This is a genomic window from Streptomyces sp. CA-288835, assembly GCF_050936385.1.
GTDB lineage: Bacteria > Actinomycetota > Actinomycetes > Streptomycetales > Streptomycetaceae > Streptomyces.
Genome location: NZ_JBNJMW010000001.1, coordinates 8075196 through 8099154 on the forward strand (window position 1 = coordinate 8075196; position 23959 = coordinate 8099154).

Annotated in this window: 19 protein-coding genes and 1 pseudogene; 11 read left to right on the plus strand and 9 right to left on the minus strand. The window is 68.9% G+C overall.

Features of this window, described 5'->3' with window-relative positions:
* Positions 1–76 precede the first annotated feature (76 nt).
* From ACQEVY_RS36500 to ACQEVY_RS36540, 9 genes and pseudogenes are all read left to right on the plus strand, one after another.
* The gene (locus ACQEVY_RS36500) at positions 77–1234 is read left to right on the plus strand and encodes a Gfo/Idh/MocA family protein (RefSeq protein WP_432953801.1); all 1158 of its coding nucleotides are present in this window, start codon (positions 77–79) and stop codon (positions 1232–1234) included.
* Complete coding sequence (locus ACQEVY_RS36505) at positions 1231–2073, plus strand: PmoA family protein (RefSeq protein ID WP_432953802.1); 843 nt, start codon at positions 1231–1233, stop codon at positions 2071–2073. Before ACQEVY_RS36500 ends, ACQEVY_RS36505 begins: the two co-directional genes overlap by 4 nt.
* Positions 2070–3623 carry a family 43 glycosylhydrolase gene (locus ACQEVY_RS36510; RefSeq protein ID WP_432953803.1) on the plus strand — a complete coding sequence of 518 codons (1554 nt, stop codon included), beginning with the start codon at positions 2070–2072 and terminating at the stop codon, positions 3621–3623. The genes ACQEVY_RS36505 and ACQEVY_RS36510 overlap by 4 nt, the downstream gene beginning before the upstream one ends.
* A gap of 34 nt (positions 3624–3657) precedes the next feature.
* On the plus strand, positions 3658–4728 hold the full coding sequence (locus ACQEVY_RS36515; RefSeq protein ID WP_432953805.1) for a pectate lyase family protein: 1071 nt from the start codon (positions 3658–3660) through the stop codon (positions 4726–4728).
* Positions 4729–4833: 105 nt separating this feature from the next.
* Complete coding sequence (locus ACQEVY_RS36520; protein WP_432953807.1) at positions 4834–6195, plus strand: ABC transporter substrate-binding protein; 1362 nt, start codon at positions 4834–4836, stop codon at positions 6193–6195.
* Positions 6196–6312: 117 nt separating this feature from the next.
* Positions 6313–7113: a rhamnogalacturonan acetylesterase gene (locus tag ACQEVY_RS36525; protein ID WP_432953808.1), complete on the plus strand. Its 801-nt coding sequence runs from the start codon at positions 6313–6315 to the stop codon at positions 7111–7113.
* 66 nt (positions 7114–7179) lie between these two features.
* On the plus strand, positions 7180–8484 hold the full coding sequence (locus ACQEVY_RS36530; protein WP_432953809.1) for a pectate lyase family protein: 1305 nt from the start codon (positions 7180–7182) through the stop codon (positions 8482–8484).
* Positions 8484–9599, plus strand: a complete 1116-nt coding sequence (locus ACQEVY_RS36535; protein ID WP_432953811.1) for a pectinesterase family protein — start codon at positions 8484–8486, stop codon at positions 9597–9599. The genes ACQEVY_RS36530 and ACQEVY_RS36535 overlap by 1 nt, the downstream gene beginning before the upstream one ends.
* Positions 9583–10820, plus strand: a pseudogene (locus ACQEVY_RS36540) (dienelactone hydrolase family protein). Before ACQEVY_RS36535 ends, ACQEVY_RS36540 begins: the two are co-directional and overlap by 17 nt.
* Before the next feature lie 11 nt (positions 10821–10831).
* On the opposite strand, the gene ACQEVY_RS36545 reads toward ACQEVY_RS36540, so the two are convergent.
* Both ACQEVY_RS36545 and ACQEVY_RS36550 read right to left on the minus strand, forming a co-directional pair.
* Positions 10832–11329 carry a hypothetical protein gene (locus ACQEVY_RS36545; protein ID WP_432953812.1) on the minus strand — a complete coding sequence of 166 codons (498 nt, stop codon included), beginning with the start codon at positions 11327–11329 and terminating at the stop codon, positions 10832–10834.
* A gap of 126 nt (positions 11330–11455) precedes the next feature.
* Positions 11456–13702, minus strand: a complete 2247-nt coding sequence (locus ACQEVY_RS36550) for a family 43 glycosylhydrolase (RefSeq protein WP_432953814.1) — start codon at positions 13700–13702, stop codon at positions 11456–11458.
* Positions 13703–13929: 227 nt separating this feature from the next.
* Here ACQEVY_RS36550 and ACQEVY_RS36555 point away from each other — a divergent pair, with 227 nt between their 5' ends.
* The gene (locus ACQEVY_RS36555; RefSeq protein WP_432953816.1) at positions 13930–15087 is read left to right on the plus strand and encodes a right-handed parallel beta-helix repeat-containing protein; all 1158 of its coding nucleotides are present in this window, start codon (positions 13930–13932) and stop codon (positions 15085–15087) included.
* A 148-nt stretch (positions 15088–15235) separates the two neighbouring features.
* Here the strand turns inward: ACQEVY_RS36555 and ACQEVY_RS36560 are convergent, their stop codons facing one another.
* From ACQEVY_RS36560 to ACQEVY_RS36570, 3 genes are all read right to left on the minus strand, one after another.
* Complete coding sequence (locus ACQEVY_RS36560; RefSeq protein WP_432953817.1) at positions 15236–16063, minus strand: pectate lyase; 828 nt, start codon at positions 16061–16063, stop codon at positions 15236–15238.
* A gap of 180 nt (positions 16064–16243) precedes the next feature.
* On the minus strand, positions 16244–17092 hold the full coding sequence (locus tag ACQEVY_RS36565; RefSeq protein WP_432953818.1) for a hypothetical protein: 849 nt from the start codon (positions 17090–17092) through the stop codon (positions 16244–16246).
* Positions 17089–17655 (minus strand): SigE family RNA polymerase sigma factor, encoded by a 567-nt coding sequence (locus ACQEVY_RS36570; protein WP_432953819.1) that lies wholly within the window; start codon positions 17653–17655, stop codon positions 17089–17091. Before ACQEVY_RS36570 ends, ACQEVY_RS36565 begins: the two co-directional genes overlap by 4 nt.
* 291 nt (positions 17656–17946) lie before the next feature.
* Here ACQEVY_RS36570 and ACQEVY_RS36575 point away from each other — a divergent pair, with 291 nt between their 5' ends.
* Positions 17947–19395 (plus strand): NCS2 family permease, encoded by a 1449-nt coding sequence (locus ACQEVY_RS36575; protein WP_432953820.1) that lies wholly within the window; start codon positions 17947–17949, stop codon positions 19393–19395.
* Between the two features lie 58 nt (positions 19396–19453).
* On the opposite strand, the gene ACQEVY_RS36580 is transcribed toward ACQEVY_RS36575, so the two are convergent.
* The 4 genes from ACQEVY_RS36580 to ACQEVY_RS36595 form a co-directional block, all read right to left on the minus strand.
* Positions 19454–20908 (minus strand): peptidoglycan D,D-transpeptidase FtsI family protein, encoded by a 1455-nt coding sequence (locus tag ACQEVY_RS36580; RefSeq protein WP_432953822.1) that lies wholly within the window; start codon positions 20906–20908, stop codon positions 19454–19456.
* An 85-nt stretch (positions 20909–20993) separates the two neighbouring features.
* On the minus strand, positions 20994–21656 hold the full coding sequence (locus tag ACQEVY_RS36585; protein WP_432953824.1) for a response regulator: 663 nt from the start codon (positions 21654–21656) through the stop codon (positions 20994–20996).
* Entirely contained in the window at positions 21653–22924 is a 1272-nt protein-coding gene (locus ACQEVY_RS36590) for a sensor histidine kinase (protein WP_432953826.1), read from the minus strand. Before ACQEVY_RS36590 ends, ACQEVY_RS36585 begins: the two co-directional genes overlap by 4 nt.
* Positions 22921–23916, minus strand: coding sequence for a hypothetical protein (locus ACQEVY_RS36595; RefSeq protein WP_432953827.1), 996 nt, complete (start codon positions 23914–23916; stop codon positions 22921–22923). The genes ACQEVY_RS36590 and ACQEVY_RS36595 overlap by 4 nt, the downstream gene beginning before the upstream one ends.
* Positions 23917–23959 lie beyond the last annotated feature (43 nt).

Sequence of the window (23959 nt, forward strand, 5' to 3'; positions counted from 1 at the left end):
GAGTACGCGCCTTGCCGCGCCATAGGAGAAGAGGGCACCGCCTCCTCCAAGTCACCCTCACCTGGGGGAGGATCCCATGACCACACCTGTGCCGATCGTCCTCGCGGGCGCGCGCGGCCACGGCCGGTGGCATCTGGTGAACATCCGCCGCCTCCAGGACAAGGGCCTCGTACGCCTCGCGGGGATCTGTGAGCTGACGCCGCTCACCGAGGAGGAGCTGGAGACCTTTGCCGACCCCGGTCAACTGCCGGAGCAGTCCGCCGACTTCGGGGCGCTGCTGGACTCCACCGGTGCCGCGATCGCCGTGATCTGCACGCCCATCCACACCCACGCCGACCTGGCGCTGGTCGCCGCCGGCAAGGGCGTACACCTGCTCCTTGAGAAGCCGCCCGCGCCGTCGTACGCCGAGTTCCGCCGGATGGCCGACGGGGTCGCGGCGGCCGGGGTGGTGTGCCAGATCGGGTTCCAGTCGCTGGGCTCGGGTGCCGTCCCGGCGATCCGGGAGCTGGTCGCGGAGGGCGCGATCGGCGAGGTGACCGGGATCGGGGCGGCCGGGGCCTGGGCGCGCGACGAGGACTACTACCGGCGCGCACCCTGGGCCGGGCGGCGCACGCTGAACGGCGCCGACGTCGTCGACGGTGCGCTGACCAACCCCCTCGCGCACGCCGTCGCCACCGCCCTCGCGCTCGACGGTGCCACCCGCGCCGAGGACATCACGGCCATCGAGGCCGAGCTGCTGCGCGCCAACGCCATCGAGTCCGACGACACCTCCTGCGTACGCGTCACCACCGCGGCCGGCGGCCGGGTCACCATCGCCGCGACCCTGTGCGCCGAGCGGCCCGACGAGCCGTACGTGCTCGTGCACGGCACCAGCGGCCGGATCACCTTCTGGTACAAGCAGGACCGGGTCCTCCTCCAGCGGTCCGGGCACGGTCCCGAGGAGTTCGAGTACGACAGGACCGACCTGCTGGAGAACCTGGTCGAGCATCTCGAAGGCCGGGCCGAGCTGCTGGTGCCGCCCGAGTCGACGGGCGCTTTCATGCGGGTCGTTGAATCGATTCGGAAGGCGCCCGATCCCGTCGCCCTTCCCGACGACGACTGGTACTTGCTGCCCGAAGAGAACCGCCGGGTCGTCCGCGGTATCGACGCGCTCGTCAGGGCCGCCGCCGACACCCTCTCCCTCTACTCCGAGCTGGGCGCCTCCTGGGCGCTCCCGAACGAGGTGAGCACATGATGTACGACTCCCTGGTCCTGCGGATCGCGGGCCGTCCCGTCGGCCGTTACATCACCCGGCCCGAGCTGCCGCCGAAGCTCTCGCCGCGTCCGTATCTGCACCCGGTCACCACCCTGGCGGGCACGGCCGTCACCGAGCTGAGCCCGGTCGACCATGCACACCACCTCGGCGTCGGTGTCGCCGTTCCCGACGTCGAGGGGCACAACTTCTGGGGCGGGCGCACCTACGTCCGCGACCAGGGCCCCACCGAGCTCGACAACCACGGCGCCCAACGGCACGCGGGCTTCCAGCTGAAGGACCCGGACGGCTTCGTGGAGGAACTGCGCTGGATGGCCGCGGGCGGGGAGCTGCTGCGGGAGCGGCGTACGGTCGCGGCCACCGAACTCACCGACAGCGCCTGGGCGTTGGACTTCACCTTCTCCCTCACCAATACGACCGACGGCCCCCTGTCGATCGGCAGCCCGGCCACGAACGGACGCCCCGGCGCGGCCTACGGCGGCTTCTTCTGGCGCGCCCGCAAGGAAGCCGAAGCACCCGCCGTGTTCACCCACGACACCGAGGGCGAGGAAACGGTGCACGGCGAGCGCGCCGACTGGCTCGCCCTCGCGGGCGCCAACTGGACCCTGGTGTTCGCCGGTGCCACCGAACAGACCCGCCGCGACCCGTGGTTCGTGCGCACCGCCGAGTACCCGGGCGTCGGCTCGTCCCTCGCCCACGACGAGCGCCTCCCGATCGCGGCAGGCGACACCGTCGTACGCCGCATCGTCACCGTCGTCGCCGACGGCCGCATCGACCGGGGCGAGGCAGCCGCCCTCGTCCGCAAGGCGGTGAACACATGAGCAGCCAGAGCACACCCGCCTTCACCGCCGACCTCGGCGACGGGACCTACCGCAACCCTGTCCTGAACGCCGACTGGTCCGACCCCGACCTCATCCGCGTCGGCGACGACTACTACATGACCGCCTCCAGCTTCGGCCGCGCTCCCGGCCTGCCGCTGCTGCACTCCCGCGACCTGGTCAACTGGACGCTCGTCGGACACGCCCTCCAACTCCTCGAACCGGCAAAGGAGTTCAGGACTCCGCGGCACGACTGCGGAGTGTGGGCGCCGTCGTTACGGCACCACGACGACCGGTTCTGGATCTTCTGGGGCGACCCCGACCACGGCATCTACCAGGTCAACGCCCCGGAGATACGCGGCCCCTGGACCCGCCCCTACCTGCTCAAGCAGGGCAAGGGACTCATCGATCCCTGCCCCCTGTGGGACGAGGAGACCGGCGAGGCGTATCTCGTGCACGCCTGGGCCAAGTCCCGCTCCGGCATCAAGAACCGGCTCACCGGTCACCGTATGCGGCCCGACGCCACCGGCCTGCTCGACGAGGGCAAGGTGATCGTCGACGGCGACCGCATCCCCGGCTGGTTCACCCTCGAAGGGCCGAAGTTGTACCGGCACGACGGCTGGTTCTGGATCTTCGCCCCCGCCGGGGGAGTGACGACCGGCTGGCAGGGTGCGTTCCGCTCGCGCGGCTTCTTCGGGCCGTACGAGGAGCGGATCGTGCTCGAGCAGGGCGACACCGACGTCAACGGCCCCCACCAGGGCGGCTGGGTGCGCACCCCGTCCGGTGAGCACTGGTTCGTCCACTTCCAGGAGAAGGGCGCGTACGGGAGGGTCGTCCACCTGCAGCCGATGCGCTGGGGTACGGACGGCTGGCCCGTACTGGGTGACGAGGGCGCCCCCGTCGACGTACACAAGAAGCCCGATCTGCCGCCGCAGCCGCCGTCCGCGCCCGCAACCGACGACGACTTCCCCGGCGGACGCTTCGGACGCCAGTGGCAGTGGACTGCCAACCCCCAGGACGGCTGGGCGACTCGGCATGCGGGCGACGGGCTGCGACTGAACTGCGTACGGACGGCCGACGCGGACGATCTGCGCAAGCTGCCGAGCGTGCTCACGCAGCGGCTGCCGGGGACTCCCGCCACCGTCGAGGTCGAACTCGCCCTGTCCGGCGAGGCGGTGGGCGCGCGGGCCGGACTCGCCGTGCTCGGCGACGCGTTCAGCTGGATCGGGCTCCAGCGGGGCACCGACGGGACGGTGCATCTCGTGCACCGGTTCGCCGAGACCGTCGCCGAGCGGGAGCGCGACGCCGCGCACCCGCGGGTCGCTCCCGAGGGGCGGGCGCGGCTGCGGATCGAGATCGGCGAGGGCGCGCGCTGCCGTTTCTTCTGCGACGTGGGGGAGGGGTGGCACTCCTCCGGGCCGGTCTTCGCCGCCACGCCGTGGCGCTGGGTCGGCGCGCTGCTCGGCCTGTTCGCCCTCGCGCCGGCCGGCGGGGGACATGCCGGCGCGGCCACGTTCACGCAGTTCCGCATCACCGCACGACCGACTTCCTGAACTCACTTCACGCGTACGCCTGTTGGGAGCCGCAATGACGCACCTCCGTAGCAAGCGCTTGCCGGGACCGGAGCCGGGGTCGAGACCGGGCCTCGGCAAGGCCCTGGTCACGGTCGCCGCACTGGTGGCCTCACTGTGTCTGGGAGCCATCACGCCGGCCGAGGCCGCCCCCGAGGGCGCTTCGGGTTCCCCTCGCTGGACCGACCAGGCCCACGGTTTCGCCTCCCTCGCGGGCGGTACGAAGGGAGGCGCCGGCGGCAAGGTCGTCACCGTGAAAACCCAGGCCGACCTGGAGCGTTACGCGGCGGCCGAGGAGCCGTACGTCATCCGGGTCGCCGGGACGATCAAGGCCGAGCCGTTCGGCGCGAACGTCGTCGTCGCCTCGAACAAGACCATCGTCGGAGTGGGCACGGCCGGGGAGCTCGTCCAAGGCGAGCTGAACCTCAAGCCCGGCACGCACAACGTGATCATCCGCAATCTGACGATCCGCGACTCGTACGTCGAGGGCAACTGGGACTGCAAGGACACCGACTTCGACGGCATCCAGATGGACACCGTCCACCACGTCTGGATCGACCACAACCGCTTCTCGCGGATCTGCGACGGCCAGCTCGACGTCCGCAAGGACAGCGAGTACGTCACCGTCTCCTACAACCGATTCGAGAACAACAACAAGACCCTCGGCATCGGCTGGACGGAGAACGCCAAGACGCAGATCACCATCGACCACAACTGGTTCAGCGGTACGAAACAGCGCAACCCGTCCGCCGACAACTGCGCCTACGCGCACCTCTACAACAACTACCTCACCGCACAGGCCGACCCCGGTGACCCGGTGTGGACGTACGGCAACTGGTCGCGCGGACAGACCAAGATGGTCATCGAGAACAGCTACTACCGGGACGTCCAGCACCCTTACCAGGCCGATACCACCGCCGAGTTGGTGCAGCGCGGATCGATCCTGAAGAACACCAGCGGACGGCATGACGCGTGGGGCGCGGCCTTCGAACCGCGGGACTTCTACGAGTACGAGCTCCACCCGGCCGCCGCCGTACCCGCGCTGGTGAAGCAATTCGCCGGTCCACAGCCCCGGATCGGCCGATGAGAGCCGGGCAACCGAACGCGATGCCCACGGTCACTGACTCCGTGTGCCCACAGACCCCCACAAACTTCACAGCTCGACGGATCCAGCAGCAGAAGAGAGCCGACCATGAAGATCAGTAACCGCAACAGCAGCAGGGGCGGACGGCGTATCGCCACGGCCGCCGCCGTGAGCGTCGTGCTCGCGCTGACCGCCACCGCCTGTGGCGACGACGGCAGCGGAGCGGCAGGTGACAAGGGTGCCGAGGGCAGCGGCAAGGGAAAGATCACCTTCTGGGACAACAACGGCGGTGTCCGCACCGACATCTGGAAGGAGATCATCGCCGACTTCGAGAAGGCCAACCCGGACATCGACGTCGAGTACGTCGGGATCGCCGCCACCGAGTACCAGTCCAAGGTCGACACCGCGATCCAGGGCGGAAGCCTGCCGGACGTCGGTGGCGCCGGCGCGGCGATGCTCGCCGGTTTTGCCGCCCAGAACGCGCTGGAGCCGCTGGACGACCGCCTGGCCAAGTCCTCCCTCAACGGCAAGCTCAACGAGGACATGGTCAAGTCGCTGAAGGCAGCCGGGGGCGACGACGACAAGCTGTACTCGATCCCGACCTCCGCCAACAACGGTGTCCTCTACTACCGCACCGACCTGTTCAAGGCGGCGGGCCTCGAAGCGCCGACCACCTGGGACGCGTTCTACAAGGCCGCCGAGGAACTCACCGACACCAAGGACAACAAGTTCGGCTACACCATCCGCGGCGGCCCCGGCTCCATCGCGCAGGCTCTGGACGCGATGTACGGGCAGTCCGGCATCACGTCCTTCTGGGACTCCAGCGGTGAGAAGACCACGGTCAACGACCCGAAGAACGTGGAGGCGTTGGAGAAGTACGTCGGCCTCTACAAGAAGGTCACTCCGGCCGCCGACCTCAACAACGACTTCACCAAGATGGTCGCCCAGTGGGACTCCGGCGAGATCGGCATGCTGAACCACAACCTGGGCTCCTACCAGGACCACGTGAAGGCGCTCGGGGTCGACAAGTTCCGGGGCATCCCGCAGCCGATCGGGCCCGGCGGCAAGCGGGTCCAGGTCTCCAACCCGGTCGACGGGCTCGGCCTGTTCAAGAGCTCCAAGAACAAGGAGGCCGCCTGGAAGTTCATCGAGTTCGCCACCTCGCACGCGGAGAACTCCAAGTTCAACGAGTCCGCAGGGCAGGTCCCGGCCAACACGGACGCCGCGAAGGACCCTTGGGTCTCCGAGGCCGAGCCGACCAAGCTGGCTGCCGAGGCGCTCAGTGACGGGTCGACGACGATCGTTCAGCTGCCGTACTACCTGCCGGACTGGAACACGATCTCGAAGACCGACAATGAGCCGGCCTTCCAGAAGGTGATGAACGGGTCTATGGGGGCTAAGGAGTTCCTGGACACGTTGGCTGAGCAGTTGAACACGGCTCAGGCGGAGTGGAACGAGCAGAAGGGCTAGCGCAGCTGTCGTGACGCAGCAGCCCCGCGCCCGGTGACGGGCGCGGGGCGCACCCCCCACTGAAAGGCACCGCTGAACGCACTTATCCCGCACGCCTGTTGAGAAAGGCACACCGTCGTGTCGCTCACCCGTAGACAGGTCAGTACGGCGGCCCTTGCCGCCGTTCCGCTCGCCGTTGCTGCGAGCGGGCCCGCCGTTGCCGCCACGTCCTCCCGTGGGGCGAGGCGGACCCTCTTCATCGCCGGTGATTCCACCGCCGCTCAGAAGTACGCCGACGCCGCGCCCGAGACCGGGTGGGGCATGGCCCTCCCGTTCTTTCTGCGCCGTGACCTACAGATCGCCAACCACGCCGTGAACGGGCGGAGTTCGAAGAGCTTCGTCGACGAGGGGCGTCTCGACGTCATCCTCGGGGCGATCCGACCCGGCGATCTCCTGCTTGTGCAGTTCGGGCACAACGACTCCAAGACCGCCGATCCTGTGCGGTACACCGAGCCCTGGACGACGTACCAGGACTATCTGCGTCAGTACGTCGACGGGGCGCGGGCGCGTGGTGCCCGGCCCGTGCTTGCCACATCCGTGGAGCGTCGGAGGTTCGACGCCGACGGCAACGCCGTGACGAGTCACGGCGACTACCCGGCGGCCATGCGGGCTCTCGGCGCCCAGGAGGGCGTCGCTCTGCTCGACATCGAGGTGTTGTCGCTGGCGCTGTGGCAGAAGCTCGGGGTCGAGGAGACGAAGAAGTACTTCAACTGGACCGAGACCGAGCAGGACAACACGCACTTCAACCCTCCGGGGGCCATTGCCGTGGCCCGGCTGGTGGCGGGGGAGTTGCTGCGCCGCCGGGTGCTGGCGCCGCGCGACGTGCGTCGCTTGGGCGACGAGATTCCGGAGTCTTGGATCACTTGGCCGGAGGCGTAGCCACAGCCCCGCGCCCCTGAAGGGGGCGCACCCCGTACCCGCACTTTTGGAAGGAACCCCGCACTCATGCGTACACGCAAGTGGCATGCCCATGCCATCACCGCCGTCGTCGGCTGCACCGCCCTCGTCCTCTCCGTCACCGGCCCCACCGCCCAAGCCAAGCCCCGCGACCTCGGCCGCGAAACTCTCTCCGCCGGGGACGGGTGGGGTTCGGAAGGCGCCGGCACCACCGGTGGAGCCGCCGCCGATGCCGAGCACGTCTACACCGTCACCACCTGGGCGGAGTTCAAGCAGGCGCTCGCCGACGGAGGGAACGCGCCGAAGATCATCAAGGTCAAGGGGATGATCGACGCTGTGTCCGAAGGCTGCGAGGCCTTCGTCGCCCAGGGGTACGACCTTCAGCAGTACCTCAAGGACTACGACCCGGCCGTCTGGGGCAACGACAGACCCACCAGCGGGCCGCAGGAGGACGCCCGGGTCGCGTCCGCCGCCAACCAGAACACGCAGATCAAGGCCTTCGTCCCCAGCAACACCACCATCGTCGGCGTCGGCAAGAACTCCGGGATCCTCGGCGGCAGCCTCCAGATCTTCGGCGTCTCGAACGTCATCATGCGCAACCTCACCATCGAGGCCCCGCTCGACTGCTTCCCTAAGTGGGATCCGACCGACGACAACAACACCGGCAACTGGAACTCCGAGTACGACGCCGTGGTCGTCTACGGCACCGACCACGTGTGGCTCGACCACAACACGTTCACCGACGGGCGTTACCCCGACAGCGAGCGGCCGGTCTACTTCGGCAAGGTCTTCCAGCAGCACGACGGGCTGACGGACATCGTGCGCGGCTCCAACTACGTGACCGTGTCCTGGAACCGCTACCAGGACCACGACAAGAACATGCTGATCGGAAACGGCGACGGTCTCGCCGCCATCGACGCCGGCAAGCTCAAGGTCACCATGCACCACAACCGCTTCGACGGGATCCTCCAGCGCTCTCCCCGGGTGCGGTTCGGACAGGTCGACGTCTACAACAACCACTACGTGGTCACCGAGGAGCAGAAGGACGACTACTACGTCTTCGGCGTCGGCATCTCCTCGCAGCTCTACGCCACCCACAACTCCCTCTCGCTGCCGCCCGGCGCCGGCGTCGGCAAGGCGCTGAAGAAGTGGAGCGAGGCCCCGCTGACGGCTGAGTACAACTACGTCAACGGGAAGCTGACGGATCTGATCGCCGTCCACAACACGGAGATCCCCGAGGAGACGCTGCAGCGGGGCGCCGGCTGGACGCCGACGCTGCGCAAGAAGGTCGACTCGCCGCGGGCGGTGCCGTGGATCGTCGGCCAGGGCGCCGGTGTCGGAAAGGTCCGCTGATGATGAGCACGCCGACAGCACTCAGCAGGCGGTCGTTCGTGGTCGCCAGTGTCGGGGCCGCGCTCGCGCTGGGGCTCGACGGGACCGCCCAGGCGGGCGGGCGGTCCCCGTTCGGGCGCTACGGTTCGCCGTCGGCGCGGTTGACCGAGCGGACCCTGTACGTCCACCCCGGCGGGCTCGGCGACCACACCACCGTCCAGGCCGCCGTGAACGCCGCGAACGGCAGCGGGTACACGCTCGTCATCGCGCCGGGCACGTACCGCGAGATCGTCGCCGTCAACAGCACCCGTACGGAGATGACCTGGATCGGGGCTTCCGGCAAGGCGCGGGATGTCGTGATCGTGTACGACAACGCGGCCGGCACGCCCAAGCCCGGCGGCGGAACGTACGGCACCAGTGGGTCCGCCACCACCACTGTGCAGGCCGACGGGTTCACCGCACGGGACGTCACCTTTGCCAACGACTGGCTTCGCGCCGACCACCCCGAGATCACCGGCACCCAGGCCGTCGCCATCAAGGTGCAGGGCGACCGTTCGGCGTTCTGGCGGTGCCGGTTTCTCGGGCACCAGGACACGCTGTACGCCGACTCGATGGCGCTCGGCACCTTCGCCCGGCAGTACTTCGCGCACTGTTACGCCGAGGGTGACGTCGACTTCGTCTTCGGTCGGGCCACCGCCGTGTACGAGCACTGCCGCTTCCACACGTTGGCCCGGGACGTCGACTTCACGCCCAAGGGCATGGTGTTCGCACCGTCCACGGCAGGTGCGAACCCCTACGGCTACCTGGCCGTGAAGTGCCGGATCACCAGCGGCGCGGAGGACGGGGCGTACAAGCTGGCCCGGCCCTGGGTGCCGAGTTCCGACACCACGGCGCGGCCTTCCCTCGTCGTGCGCGACACCTGGATGGGCCCAGGCATCGACGCCGCCGCGCCCTACACCAACATGTCCTCCGGCTTCCCCTGGCAGGACCAGCGGTTCGCCGAGTACCGCAACACGGGGCCCGGCGCGGAGGTCCTGGTTCCGGAAAACCGGCCTCAACTGGACGCGGACCAGGCTCAGTTGCGCACCCGTGAGACGTACCTCGGGGACTGGAGGCCGTATGAGCGGCGGCGGTGACCGGGCACAGGCTCCCGTCGGGAGGCGGGCCTTCGTCGCGGGAGCGGGCGCCGCGCTGTGGGCCGCGCAGTCCGGTATGCCGGGGCCTGCCTTCGCCGCCGAGCCACCGGCCGGCGCGGCGGCGGTGAAGGGCACAGCGGCGGCGGGCACAGCAGGAGGCATCGTCGAAGGGAACCTCCCCGACTTCTACCCGGCCCTCAAGGACGAGCTCCGCTTCCCCCTCGCCTGGGGCAACTCCCCGATCCGCGACTTCCGCACCTGGCGCCGCGTCGCCCGCGCCAAGGTGGAAGAACTGCTCGTCACCGGGCGCGACGACACCCCGTACGCCCCCGAGTTCGGCGATCGCGCCGAGGCCGACGGGTATACGCGGGAACTCGTCACCTTCGGCCTCACCCGGTACGGCCGGGTCCGCGGCGCCCTGCTCACCCCGCACGGCACCGGCCCCTTCCCCGCCGTGCTGCTCCTCCACGACCACGGCTCGAAGTTCGACATCGGGAAGGAGAAGCTGGTCAGGCCCTGGTACGACGGTGAGGCCCGGTTACCGTCCGCGCTGGAGTGGGCGGACCGGTGCTTCAGCGGGCGGTTCGTCGGGGACGAGCTGGCCCGGCGCGGGTACGTCGTACTCGCCCTGGACGCCCTCGGCTGGGGCGACCGCGGGCCTCTCGTCTACGAGCAACAGCAGGCGCTGGCAAGCAACTTGTACAACCTCGGCTCGTCGCCCGCCGGGCTCATGGCCCGCGAGGACGTACGTGCCGCCCGGTTCCTGGCCGGCCTCGACCGCGTGGACCGGCGGCGCGTCGCGGCCCTCGGGTTCTCCATGGGGCGTACCGGGCTTGGCAGACCGCAGCGCTCAGCGACGACATCGCGGCCGGGGTGAGCGTGTGCTGGATGACCGGGCTGAAGGAAATGATGGTGCCCGGCAACAACACGTTGCGTGGGCAATCCGCGTTTCACATGCTGCACCCCGGGCTGGCCCGGCATCTCGACATCCCGGATGTGGCGAGCATCGCCGCGCCCAAGCCGTTGCTGTTCTTCAACGGCGGCCTCGACACGCTGTTTCCTCCGGAAGGGGTGCGGGTTGCTTACGGCAAGCTGTGCTCGGTTTGGCGCGCTTGCCGGGCCGAGGAGCGGTTGCGGTTGAAGACGTGGCCCGAGGTGGGCCACGTCTTCAACTCGCCTATGCAGGAGGAGGTGTACGCCTGGCTGGACGAGGTCCTGTGAGGCCTGCGGAGCTACTTCGTACTGAACTTCAGTACGGCGCTGTCCTTGCGGGCCGCGATGGCGTCGACGATGAGCCGCTTGTCGCCCGCTGTGGGGAATGTGGCTTGCCCGCCCTCGCCGAAGGTCACATAGCCCAGGAAGTCCCCGGAATCGAAGCGCATGAGTGTGATGGTGGATACCGCCACGGTTACGTGCAGAAACCCGTTGCCGATCACGACGTCCACCGGCTTGGTGACAAGGATTTCGCAGTTCCCGTCCGTGCACGCTCCGACGTTCTTGCCGTCCTTGGCCTTGGGAAGCGGGCCGGTCGGGGACGGGCTCGGGGACGTGGGCTCAGCGGACTTGGACGGCTTGGCGGGCTCAGCCGCTTTGGACGGCTTGGAGGACTGGGAGGCGCTGGGTGACCGCTTGGCCTCGGATGTGTCCGTGTCCTTGTCCGACGCACAACCGCCGACGGCCAGTACGCCCACGACTGCCACCGCCGCGATGCGCATCACTCGTACAGGCATGTCCATCCGGTCCCCACCCCCGTCGTCGACGTTCGACGAGCACGGTAGACCGTCCCTACGGGGACCCGTCCCGACCCGCGCCCCTGAAAGGAAGGCCTGCGGCCTCCTCTCAGGGGCGCGGCGCCGTTACTTGCGTACCGGCCTGATCGACTCAAGTGTCGGAATCACCGGCTTGATCGTGCCGTCCGCCGCGAACTCCATGCGGTCGATCGTCGTCTCCCGGTGGGTGCCGTCGCCGCCTGCCTTGCCGGGGCCGTTCAGGGCGAAGCGGTGGTAGACCATGTACCAGTTGTCGGTGCCGGGGGTGTTCACCACCGAGTGGTGGCCGGTGGCCTTGATGCCGTACTCGGGGCGCTTGGAGAGGATCGTGTCCTTCTTGGTCCAGGGGCCGAGCGGGGTCGGGCCGGTGGCGTAGGCGACGTGGTAGTTCTCGCTGCGGGTGTCGTCCTCGGACCACATGTAGTAGTAGGTGCCCTTGCGCTTGATCACGAAGGCGCCCTCGCGGAAGTTGTCCGGGGTGATGTCCTTCACCTTGGTCGCGTCGAAGGAGACCATGTCGTCGTTCAGCGGGACGACGTAGCCGCGCCCGTTGCCCCAGTAGAGGTACGACTTCCCGTCGTCGTCCGTGTAGACCGAGGGGTCGATCATCTGGCCCTGGAGCTGGCCGCCCTTGGCGACCAGCGGCTTGCCCAGCGCGTCCTTGAACGGGCCCGCGGGGGAGTCCGCGACCGCGACGCCGATCTGCTGCTCGGCGCAGAAGTAGAAGTAGTACTTGCCGTTGCGCTCCGCGATCGCCGGCGCCCAGGCGTTCTTGTCGGCCCAGGACACGTCAGGGCCGAGGTCGAGGATCTCGCCGTGGTCCTTCCAGTTCACCAGATCCTTCGATGAGAAGGCCTTGAACTTGGTGCCGCTCCAGCCGGGGAAGCCGTCCGTCGTCGGGTAGATCCAGTAGCGGCCGTTCATGTACTTGACGTCGGGGTCCGCGTACAGGCCGGGCAGGACAGGACTGCGGGTCGGGACCGCCTCGACCGTCCACTTGCGGCTCTTCCCGTCCGCCGCCGTCACCGTGTACGTCTGCGGCTTGCGGAAGTCGCGGCGCGTACCCGAGGCCGGGCTGACGTTGGCGCCCGCGCCGACCTCCAGCTTCGGCGCCAGGCGCCTGAGGTCGGCGTTCGGCTCCATCGGCAGGACGACCTTGTTCGCGGCCTCGGTGACGATTGCGTAGCCCTCCTGGTCCTTCGCCGTCACGTCGACGATCGAGGTGGGGTTCGCGGGGTACGCGGCCAGCAGGCGGTCGTACTCCTTCTGCGTCACCGGCATGACCGTGCCGTGCCGGGGGCTGGTGGGCAGCTGGTAGTTCTGCGACGGGGTCCACTTGCCCGAGTCGAGGTCGGTGGTCTCGAAGGGGATGTAGCCTCGGCCGCCGTACTCGTCGATGAACAGGTACCACTTGTTCTCGGTGTTGGACTTGAAGACCGTCGGGCCCTCACCGCGGTCCATCGCCCCGTTGCCGATGCAGTCCGCGACGAAGTCGTACTTCGTGGAGGTCAGCGTCCGCGACTTCTCCCCGGTGATGAACTTCGCGCAGGGGCTGGAGGAGTTCGGGTCGCGCTCGTCCTTGGTGTAGCGGTAGTACGTGCCCTTGTGCTGCACGACCGTTGAGTCGATGACCGAGTAGCCGGGGTCGTTCCAGACCTTGGGCTTGCTGAAGGTGCGGAAGTCTTTCGTAGTCGCGTACATCATTTTGTTGTACGTCGAGCCGGTGTGGTCCGGGTCGTCGGCGGCGTACAGCTTCGAGGCCCAGAAGACGACGAACTCGCCGAGCTTCTCGTCCCAATAGGCTTCCGGGGCCCAGGTGTTGCCCGCGTTGTCGGGGGAGACCTTCACCAGGCGCTGGTCGGTCCAGTTCACCAGGTCCGTGGACTCCCAGACCATGATGGACTTGCTGCCGTGGCGCTGGACGTCGTCCCAACTGCCGCTGCTGTTCTCGTACATGCGCAGATCGGTCGCGATCATGTAGAACTTGTCGCCCTCGGGGGCGCGGATCACGAACGGGTCCCGCAGGCCCTTCTCGCCGATGGTGGAGGTGAGCACCGGCTTTCCGGCGTTCAGCTCCCGCCAGTGCAGGGGGTCGTTGCCGCGGCTGAGGGCGTAGCGGATCTGCTCGCCGTCGGCGGTGCCTTCACCGGTGAAGTACGCGAAGAGATAGCCCGCGTACTTCGACTTGGACTTCGGCGTGGCTCTCTCCGCGCTCTTGCCGGCGGGCTGCTCTGCGGTTTGTGCGGGACTGGGTGGGGCTGCCAGGAGGCTCAGGAACAGGGCGAGCAGCGCTGACAGGGAGGTCAGGAGCGTGCGGGCGGTGCGGGGGCGCATGACACATCCTGTGGGAGTCTGGTGGTTTCTGTTGGGCCGAACTGACGTGGAGTTTCACCAGTGGGGCCCGGGGCGTCAATCGGTGCGACAGGGACCGGAGTGATCGAAACTTTCGATTCATTTTCGGTTCGGCGCGGCAACCTTTTCCGGCCATGGCGGCGACCTATGGGGCAGAGGCGGGCCCTCGGTCCGCATCCCGTCCCCAACTCCTAGGAAAGGAACGCCCCGTGCTCCAGAGCACTGGACGCCACCGCCGGACGCGCACCCTCTCCATTGCCGCCGCGGTGTCCGTCGCCTCGGGGGCGGGTGGCGTCTACCTCGGCCTCTCGGACGACGGAGCCGACGCCGTCCCCGTCAGGACGGTCGCCGTCTCCAGCACCGCTCAGCTGGAAGCCGCCGTCAAGGCCGCCACCGCAGGCACGACCATCCAGGTGCGCGGCGGCACGTACTACCCGGCGAAGACCCTCAAGTCCTCGGCGAACGGCACCAGTTCGGCCCGTATCACCCTCCAGGCCGCTCCCGGGGCGAAGGTGAAGATCGACGGCTCGAAGCTGCCCGAGGGGTCGTGGCTGGCCGGGATCTACGGCGACCACTGGACCGTCGAGAACCTCACCTGGCAGAACGCGCCGGCCCATGGCTTCGTCGCCACCTCCTCCGTCGGCGGAGTGTTCAGGAACCTCGTCACCGCGAACAACGGCGACTCCGGCTTCACACTGCGCGGCGACGGCACCACGAACAACCTCGTGCAGAACCTGGACAGTTACGGCAACTACGACCCGTCCGGCCACGGCCAGAACGCCGACGGGATCGCGGTCAAGTTCGGCTCCGGCACCGGCAACAAGATCACCGGTGCCCGCCTCTACAACAACTCGGACGACGGCCTCGACCTGTGGCAGTTCTCCAGCCCGGTCACCATCGAGCACTCCTGGGCGTACGGAAACGGCGGGAACCGCTGGAAGGACCCGGACTTCGAGGGCAACGGCAACGGCTTCAAGCTCGGTGGCGGAGGCGCCTCGGTCGCCCACGTCGTCACCCACAACGCGGCCTGGAACAACACGAAGCACGGCTTCACCGAGAACTCCAACACCGGTGCCATGAGCCTGAACCGCAACACCGCCTACGCCAACGCCGGTTCGGGCTACTACTTCGCCACCGGCAAGGCCCGGCTCGGCAAGAACCTCGCGGTCAGCAACAAGGGCGGCACGTCCAAGCTCGGCCCGTCCACCGTCTCCGCGGGCAACAACTGGGACAAGGGCCTCGCCAGCCCGGCCCTCAAGTCCACGAACGCGTCCACCGCCTACGGCGCCCGCAAGGCGGACGGCTCGCTGCCCGCGACGACGTTCCTGACGACGGGCTCCACCACCATCGGTTCCACCATGAACTGATCCACCCGCTCCCCCCCCACGGGCCCATCCCCCCACGGCCCATGAGAACGCCCCCGCCGAGACCTCCCAAGTCCGGCGGGGGCGTTCTCCTTGCTACTGGCCGTCGTGGGGGGCTCGGGCCAGCAGATCTGTGCGGTCCGCGGAGGACCTACTTGTACGTGATGTCAGAGGGCCTGTAGTTGCAGTGCGTTCCGTCGGCGTCCGAGCCCGCCTCCTCCGGCTCGTCACCGCTGTTGTTTCCCTTGAACTTCTGGCACGGCACGATCTCCTTGCCGCCGTCGCCGGTGATGGTCACCTTGCGCAGGGCCGCGGAGTCGCCGTAGTTGCTGTTGATGCCGGCCAGACGTCCGCCCGGAGCCGTCACCTCCAGGCCGTTGAAGACCACGCTGCGCTTGTACTGCGTCGAGCAGTTGCCGCAGGAGCGGTAGAGGGACTTGAAGTCCTCCGCCACGAAGTTCGATACGACGAGCTTGCCGCCGCCGTTGTGCTGGAGGACCTTGTCCTCGGCGTGCTTCGCGCCGCCGCCCTTGATGGTGAAGGTGGCCGACTCGCCGCCGCGGAACGTGGCGGCGTCCTCGCCGACGTCCTCCCACCAGACGTTCTGCAGCGTGCAGCTGCCCTTGCAGTGGACGCCGTCGGCGCCGGGCTTGCCGATGACGACGTTCTTCAGCGTCGCGCCGTCCGCGAGCTCGAAGATCGGGTCTCCGCCCTCCTCCTGGCCGTCACCGGCCAGGTCGCCGCTGCCGTAGAAGCGCTTCATACCGCCGTCCCGGACGCCCTCCACCGGGATCGTCTTGGAGACCGCCTCGCTGCCGTCGGGGGTCGGCCACTGGGCCGCGGCATTGGCCGACGACATCATCGTGGTGGTGAGGACGGCGGCTCCGGTCAGGCCTAACGCGGACAGGCTGCCGACGATGGCCTGTGTCCGGCTGAGCTTGCGGCGGTGGCGTGCGCGCTGCTGTGTTTCTGAACTCATGTCCCGTTCCTTGAGTGGGGGGAGAGACCTTGCGTCTCCCTGGTTGCCACCCAGAAGGAGCGGGTTGCCGCCCCTCGGAACTTTTTTACGGCCGCCGCTCGTTATGAGCGTTCCGCGCCGCTGGTCATGAGCCGTCGGTCACCGGCAGTCGGTCACCGGCAGTCGGTCATCAGCAGCCGGTCATGAGTCGCCGTCATCGTCGTCCTGACCCTCGAAGTCGCCCTGTACGCCCACCTGTTGGCCGTCGGCTGTCGCGGTGGCCGCATAGCGGTCGTTACTGGCGTCACGGCCGCCGTAGTCATGGTCGTACTGCCCGGCGAACACGAACTCGCCGGCCGGGACCGTACGGCCCTCCTTGAGCGCCCATGTGTAGACGAGGAAGCCGTCCTGCTCGCCGACCGTCAGCTCGAAGTCGCCCTCGGGCAACGAGCGCCAGGCGCCGGTTGAGTTGACCCCGCCGGTCTGCTTGATGCGCAACTGGACGGTCAGTGAGGTGAGTTGCTTCTCAGACTTGATGGTCACGTTGCTCTGCGCCCAGAAGTCGTTGCTGTGCGGATCGACCGAGCCGTCCGACCACAGCGGGCCCTCCTCGGCGCCGGCGTCCACGGGCGGATTGACGGCAGGGGGCGGCTCTGGCTGCTTGACCGGCGGCGACTGGGGCGCGGATGGCTTCTCGGGACGCGGGGAACTCGTCGGGTCCGGCGGGATCTCGCCGCGCTTCGACTCCTCGGGCGACGGCTCGGGAGTCGGTGTGACCGCGACGGTCTGCTGGGCCTTGTCGTCCTCCTTCAGCGCGGACGCCGCCGCATAACCGCCCACGGCGAGGAGGCCCGCGACCGCGGCCGTGGCGCCGACGACCCGTGCCCAGCCGAGCGCCTGGGGCCGCTGCGCGGGGCGCCGGGAGGTCTCGGACTCGGCCATACCGCGTTCGATGCGGGCCAGGATGCGCGCACGGTCGGGCTCATGAGCGCCGGCCGCCTCACGCAGCCGGGAGCGCACCCTGTCATGCGTATCGCGCTGCCCGGTCACGGGTTCCTCCCTCCGGCCCCACCAGTCCGCAGCACGGCCGCGTGCACCTGGCTCGGGCCGTCCGCACTGCCCAGCAACCGCTGCAACTCGGCCATCCCCTTAGACGTCTGGCTCTTCACCGTACCGACCGAGATGCCTAGAGCGAGCGCGGTGTCCTTCTCCGAGAGGTCGAAAGCGTGACGTAGCACCACACATGCCCGCTTGCGGAACGGCAGACTGCGCAACGCCCCCTGCACATCGACCACCGCCGGCACATCCGGGTTCTCGCTGCTCTCCTCGCGCTGCGACCAGAACAGCGTGACGCGTCTGCGCTCCCGCACCGCGCTGCGGATCCGGCTGCGCGCCAGATTGGCGACCACTCCACGCGCGTACGCCACCGGATGGTCGGCCTCCCGCACCCGGTCCCAGCGGTGCCACATGGCGAGCAGCGCGTCCGCCGCCAGATCGTCGGCCGCGTCCGACTCGCCGGTCAACATGTGGGCCAGCCGCGCCAGTTCGGCATAGTGCCGCTCGAAGAAGTCATGGAACTCGCCGGAGGCGGCGTCGTCGACGACAGTGCCCACGGGCGACCTCTCCCCTGCTGAATCCGGACAGTACGGTTGACCTGCGCGCGCCGTGCCTGCGTAGTGCGTATACGGACGGACCCCGTGTGTCACCCGTGAAGGAATGGTGCTCCTGTGGGTGAGATTCGAGAGAGTAGCAGGCGCCCGTACAGGACTTCGAAGGCCGTGCGGTAGGCCGAACTCGATCGCGTACGTGATTCCGTAACACGGCGAAAACCCGAAAGCGCAGTACGGCGGGAACAATCCAGCCAGCATCCGCGCACTCAGCACGCAGCAACAAGGAGCATCCGCATGTCCGGAGCACAGAAGGTGACCGACCGGCCAAGTGCCGCACCACCCCCGGCGAACAGCGTCGACCGGTTCTTCAAGATCTCTGCCAGGGGATCCACCTTCGCCCGGGAGATCCGCGGCGGTTTCGCCACGTTCTTCACGATGGCGTACATCCTTGTCCTGAACCCCATCATCCTGGGCAGCGCCGAGGACAAGTTCGGGCAGCGGCTCGACAGCGTCCAACTCGTCACCGCCACCGCCCTGGTGGCCGCCGTCATGACCGTCATCATGGGCGTCGGCGGCAATCTGCCGCTCGCGCTCGCCGCCGGACTCGGCCTCAACGCCGTCGTCGCCTTCCAGATAGCCCCGCTGATGAGCTGGGCCGACGCGATGGGCCTGATCGTCCTCGAGGGCCTGCTGATCTGCGTGCTGGTGGTGACGGGCCTGCGCGAGGCCGTCATGCATGCGATACCTCAGCCTCTGAAGCAGGCGATCAGCGTCGGCATCGGCCTGTTCATCGCGCTCATCGGCTTTGTCGACGCCGGGTTCGTCACCCGCATCCCGGACGCGGCGAACTCCACGGTGCCCGTGCAGTTGGGCGCCACCGGCTCGCTGACCGGCTGGCCGATGCTCGTCTTCTGCCTCGGGGTGCTGCTGACCATCGGGCTGCTCGCCCGCAAGGTCAAGGGCGCCATCCTGATCAGCATCGTGCTGATGACGCTCCTGGCGATCATCATCAACTCGGCGGCCGACATCAAGAGTTGGGGCCTGACCACGCCCGCGTGGCCGGACAAGGTGGTCGACACCCCCGACTTCGGGTTGATCGGCGACTTCAGCCTGTTCGGCGCCTTCGGTGAGGCCGGCGCGATCACCGTCGTCCTGCTGGTCTTCACGCTGATCCTGTCGGACTTCTTCGACACCATGGGCACGGTCGTCGGCGTCAGCGCCGAGGCCGGGCTGCTGGATGAGGACGGCAAGGTGCCCAACCTGGGCCGCGTGCTGCTGATCGACGGCGCCGCCGCGGTCGCGGGCGGCGCCTCCTCCGCCTCCTCCTCGACCTCGTACATCGAGTCGGCGGCGGGCGTCGGCGAGGGCGCCCGCACGGGCTTCGCCAACCTGGTCACCGGCGGGCTGTTCGCCCTGGCCCTGTTCATGACCCCGCTGCTGACCATCGTCCCGCTTCAGGCGGCGGCCCCGGCTCTCGTCGCGGTGGGCTTCCTGATGATGACTCAGGTCAAGTACATCGACTGGGACAAGTACGAGATAGCCATCCCGGCGTTCCTGACGATCGCCGTGATGCCCTTCACGTACTCGATCACCAACGGCATCGGGGCGGGCTTCATCGCGTACGTCCTCATCAAGACCGTGCTCGGCAAGGCCCGCGAGGTCCACTGGCTGCTGTGGGGCGCGGCGGCACTGTTCCTGGTGTACTTCGCGATCGACCCGATCGAGCAGTTGCTGGGCGTGTAAGGCCCTGACATGCCAAGGCCCCGGCGTCCGCCGGGGCCTTCGGCTGCTTCTGGAGCGCCTACTCCTGGACCGCCGCCTCCATCATCGCCTTCGCGACCGGCGCCGCCAGCCCGTTGCCGCTCACCTCGGACCGAGCCGCATCCGACTGCTCGATGATCACAGCGACAGCGACCTCCTTGCCCGTCGAGTCATCCTTCGCGTACGACGTGAACCAGGCATACGGCGTCTGGCTGTTGTTCTCGCCGTGCTGGGCCGTACCCGTCTTGCCGCCCACGGTCGCGCCGGAGATCTGCGCGTTCGTACCCGTGCCGTCGTCGACGACCGTCTGCATCGCCGACTGCAACTGCTCGGCCGTGGACGAGCTGACGATCTCCTTGGTGTCCGTGTTGTCGTCGTAGTTCTCCAGGACGTTGCCGCCCGCATCGCTGATCTGCGACACCATGTGCGGCGACACCAGCTCACCGCCGTTCGCGATGGCCGCCGACACCATGGCCATCTGCAACGGCGTCGCCTGGACGTCGAACTGCCCGATGCCCGACAGCGCCGTTTGCGCCTTGTCCATGCCGGACGGATAGACGCTCTCGTACGCCCGCACCGGGACGTCCTGCTCGCCGTCGTTGAAGCCGAACTTCTCCGCCATCTCCTTGACCTTGTCCTCGCCCAGGTCGACGGCCATCTTCCCGAAGACGTTGTTGCACGAGTACTGCAAGGCCACCCGGATCGTGGCGTCCTCACAGGGCGCCGACGGGTTCTCGTTGCCCAGCACGCGGGTCGTGCCCGGCAGCGGGTACGGGTCCGGGCTCTCCGTCTTCTCGTCCACCGACGAGTACAGCCCGTCCTCCAGCGCGGCAGCCGCAACCACCAGCTTGAACGTCGAGCCCGGTGGCAGCGGCTGGCGCAGCGCCCGGTTCGTCATCGGCTTGTCCGGATCCTTCGTCAGCTTCTCCCAGGCGGCGGAGTCGTCGGAGCCGCTGATCTCGGACGGGTCGTACGAAGGGGTCGACACGGCACCGAGGATCTTGCCGTTCGTCGGGTCGATGGCGACGGCCGCACCCTTCGTGTCGCCCAGCGCCTCATACGCGGCCCGCTGCACATCCGGGTCGATCGTCGTGACCACGTCGCCCGGGTCGGCCCGCTTGCCGGTGACCGTATCCACCGGGTTCTTGAGCCGGTTGTCGGTTCCGTCGAGCAGGTCCTTGTAGACACCCTCGAGCTGCGTAGCCCCGTACACCTGCGAGCTGTAGCCCGTGACGGCGGAGTACAGCGCGCCGTTCTTGTACGTCCGCTGGTACTTGAGGTCGCTGCCGGTCGTCTCCGCGGAACCGGTGATCGCCTCGCCGGCCACGATGATGTTCCCGAGCGGGTACGCGTACTGCTCGATGACGTTCCGCCGGTTTTCCTTGTTCTCCGCGAGCGCCTTCCCGTCGTAGAACTGCACCCAGGTCGCCCTGACCAGCAGGGCGAGCACGAGCAGCAGCGTGAAGACGGAGGCCCGCCTGATCGTCTTGTTCATCGCACTAAAGAGGACGACGGAGGGCAACCGGAACGTTCCCTTCCATCCCGGTTTCTCATGGGACCCTCATCAACCCGGCGAGGCGCTACGCCGAGCCCTTGAGAAAGCCGGCCTCGTACGCCGCGATCACCGCCTGCGTACGATCCCTGGCCCCCGTCTTCGCCAGAACGGCCGCCACATGTGACTTCACCGTCGCAGCCCCGACCCCCATACGCCCGGCGATCTCGGCATTGGTGAGCCCGCCGGCCATCAGCCGAAGCACCTCCCCCTCACGGTCGGTGAGCCTGGCAACCCAAGGCGGCGGCGCCGTCTTCGCGCGCGCGTGCTCCACGGCGAGCGCCCGCACGGCCGCCGGAAACAACAACGTGTCGCTGCGCGCGACCAGCCGTACCGCCTGCACCAGCGCCTCCGCCTCCGCCCGCTTGAGCAGAAACCCGGAGGCGCCCGCGCGCAGCGCCTCGTACACGTACGCGTCGTTCTCGAAGGTCGTCACGACGACGACGCGCGGCGGTGCGTCGAGCGTGCCGAGGATCTGCTCGGTGGCGCGGATGCCGTCGATCTCCGGCATACGTACGTCCATGAGGACCACGTCGGGCCTGAGCTCCCGTACGACGGACACCGCCTCCGCGCCGGTCGCCGCCTCGCCCACGACCTCCAGGTCCGGTTCGGCGGCGAGGATCGCGCGGAGCGCGGTACGGACCATGCGCTCGTCGTCGGCGAGGACGACGCGGATCGTGGGGCTGGTCATACGGGTCCCTCGCTTGTCGTGGCTCTCTCGACGGGCAGTCGTACGTGCAGCCGCCAGACCCCGTCCACCGGCCCCGTCTCCGTCGTGCCGCCCAGCAGCCGGGCCCGGTCGGCGACACCGCGCAGGCCATGGCCGCCTCCGGGGCGGGAAGTGGCGGTCCTCGGCACCGGGTTCTCCAACGTGATCTCCAGCTCTTTGCCGGTCACCTCGATCCGCAGGGTCACCGTGACCTGGTCGCCCGCGTGCTTGAGGGCGTTGCTCAGCCCTTCCTGCACGATGCGGTACGCCTCCCGGGAGACGAGCGGCGGCAGGGCCCCGGCATCCACTGCCACGGTGGCCGTCACGCGGAGACCGCCCGCCCGGGTGCGGAGCAGCAGCCCGTCGAGGTCCGCGAGGGTGGGTGCCGGGGACGTGTCGGCCCCCTCGCTCTCCCTCAACACGCCGAGTACGGCGTCGAGTTCGCCCACCGTACGGCGCGTGGTGTCCTCGATCGCGGCCAGCGCCTCGCGGACGAACTCCGGGTCGCTGTCCAGCACCCGGCGGGCCGCGCTCGCCTGGAGCGTGACGGCGCTCAGGGCATGACCGACGGAGTCGTGGAGCTCGCGCGCGAGCCGGTTGCGTACGGCGAGATCGGCGGCGCGAGCCTCGGCGGCGGCGAGCCGGTCCTCGGGCGTGGGCCCGAGCAGCTCGGGCGCCCAGCGGGCGAGCAGCATCCCGGCGCCCGCCGCACATCCGGCGAGGGCCAGCAGGCAGGCGACGCCCGCGACCGGCGAGAGCACCAACACCCAGGTGTGGTCGAAGACTTCGGGCAGTCCGGAGTCGCGCAGCTTTGGGAAGACGGGCAGCACGATCAGCACCGCCGCGAAGGGCGGCACCGCGAGAGACATCCCGGCGATGACCCCGCCGAAGGCGAGATGCAGCGTGAACCACGCGGCCGTACGCCCCTTCGCCGCCCACGTCCGCGCGGGTACGTCGGCGAGCCGGTCGCCGTCGACGCCGCACAGCGCCCGTACCGCCGCCACCGACATCGGCCGGGTCAGCGGGAAGAGAGCGGTGATCGTGGCGAGGGGCAACCCGACGGCGAAGGCGGTGAGTTGGAGGAACAGCAAGCCCGGCCCGTTCTGCGGTCCGAAGGCCAGAGTCACGAGGACCTCGCCGACGAAGACGTACGGCATGGCGAGCGCGCCGCCGAGGATCAGATGGATCCACCGCCGACGCGTCCGCCGTCCGAACAGGGCCCGGAGCAGGGCCCGGGCGAAGTCGCTCACGCCGGCCGTCGCGCGGCGCCGGACCGCCCCGCCAGGAAGTGCACACCTACGGTGACTACGAGCATGCCCACGACCATCTGCCCAGCGTAGGTGAGGTTCATCAGCACCGTCGGCTGCTCGGAGATGCCGTCCACGCCGGCGAGTGAGACCAGCGACAGCCACACACCCCAGCAGGCCGTGGCACCCGAGCCGATCCAGGCGAGCGCCAACGCCACCTTCACGGACAGCACCCGGCCCCGCCGGAAGGCAAGCAGCCAGGCGCCCGTGACGGCTGCGGCGAGGAAGCCGAAGTACAGCGCTTCCAACAGGTGGAAGTCGCCCGTGCGATCGGAGATCCGGCCATCACTGAGCCCGGCGGTGGCGAGGCACGCCCACGCCAGATGCATGCCGGCCGGGAACAGGGCGACCACGGCTGAGGCCACGGCGAGGACGCGCGGCGCCGTACGCCCCGGACCCTCCGGCCACGCCCGCCAGACATGGCCCCACCGATCCCGCGCGTACAGCACGAAGAGCGCACCGAGCGCGAGCCCCTGCACGATGAACCCCGTATAGACGACCCCGAAGACCCACGCGTCGAGAAAGGGCTCGCTCTCCGCTCGTACGTCCCCGCCCCCGCCGAACGCCGTGACCAGGAGCTGCAAGGGAAACCCCGCCACGATCGGCGCGAGCAGCCCACTGGCCACCCATGTCGGCCCCACCAGCAGCCAGGCGGGCACCCGTTGCCCCCATGGCCGGGTGAGCAGCAGTGCGAGCACGATGACGGCACCGTCCATGACGACGGTGACGCTGTTGGCGACGACCATCGTGCCCCGGTGCTCCAGCAGGGAACTGCCCTCGGGAATCCCGACCCGGCTTCCCGCGATCCACGCCACCTTGAGGCTCAGATACGGCAGACAGGACGCGATGGCGATGGCCCGCAGCGCACGACGGGTCCGGCTGAGGGGCACCCGGGCCGCGGCCGGGGACCGTACCGAGGTGGAAGTCTGTGTCATACCGACCACACTCCCGCCACGGACCGCCGGAGCCCTCCTGCCG

Coding starts and splice junctions, on each gene's coding strand:
- ACQEVY_RS36560 (WP_432953817.1), bottom strand. CDS start 16,063: ATGAGTTCAGAAACACAGCAGCGCGCACGCCACCGCCGCAAGCTCAGC.
- ACQEVY_RS36535 (WP_432953811.1), top strand. CDS start 8,484: ATGATGAGCACGCCGACAGCACTCAGCAGGCGGTCGTTCGTGGTCGCC.
- ACQEVY_RS36515 (WP_432953805.1), top strand. CDS start 3,658: ATGACGCACCTCCGTAGCAAGCGCTTGCCGGGACCGGAGCCGGGGTCG.
- ACQEVY_RS36500 (WP_432953801.1), top strand. CDS start 77: ATGACCACACCTGTGCCGATCGTCCTCGCGGGCGCGCGCGGCCACGGC.
- ACQEVY_RS36545 (WP_432953812.1), bottom strand. CDS start 11,329: ATGCCTGTACGAGTGATGCGCATCGCGGCGGTGGCAGTCGTGGGCGTA.
- ACQEVY_RS36575 (WP_432953820.1), top strand. CDS start 17,947: ATGTCCGGAGCACAGAAGGTGACCGACCGGCCAAGTGCCGCACCACCC.
- ACQEVY_RS36530 (WP_432953809.1), top strand. CDS start 7,180: ATGCGTACACGCAAGTGGCATGCCCATGCCATCACCGCCGTCGTCGGC.
- ACQEVY_RS36595 (WP_432953827.1), bottom strand. CDS start 23,916: ATGACACAGACTTCCACCTCGGTACGGTCCCCGGCCGCGGCCCGGGTG.
- ACQEVY_RS36585 (WP_432953824.1), bottom strand. CDS start 21,656: ATGACCAGCCCCACGATCCGCGTCGTCCTCGCCGACGACGAGCGCATG.
- ACQEVY_RS36550 (WP_432953814.1), bottom strand. CDS start 13,702: ATGCGCCCCCGCACCGCCCGCACGCTCCTGACCTCCCTGTCAGCGCTG.
- ACQEVY_RS36505 (WP_432953802.1), top strand. CDS start 1,231: ATGATGTACGACTCCCTGGTCCTGCGGATCGCGGGCCGTCCCGTCGGC.
- ACQEVY_RS36510 (WP_432953803.1), top strand. CDS start 2,070: ATGAGCAGCCAGAGCACACCCGCCTTCACCGCCGACCTCGGCGACGGG.
- ACQEVY_RS36580 (WP_432953822.1), bottom strand. CDS start 20,908: ATGAACAAGACGATCAGGCGGGCCTCCGTCTTCACGCTGCTGCTCGTG.
- ACQEVY_RS36520 (WP_432953807.1), top strand. CDS start 4,834: ATGAAGATCAGTAACCGCAACAGCAGCAGGGGCGGACGGCGTATCGCC.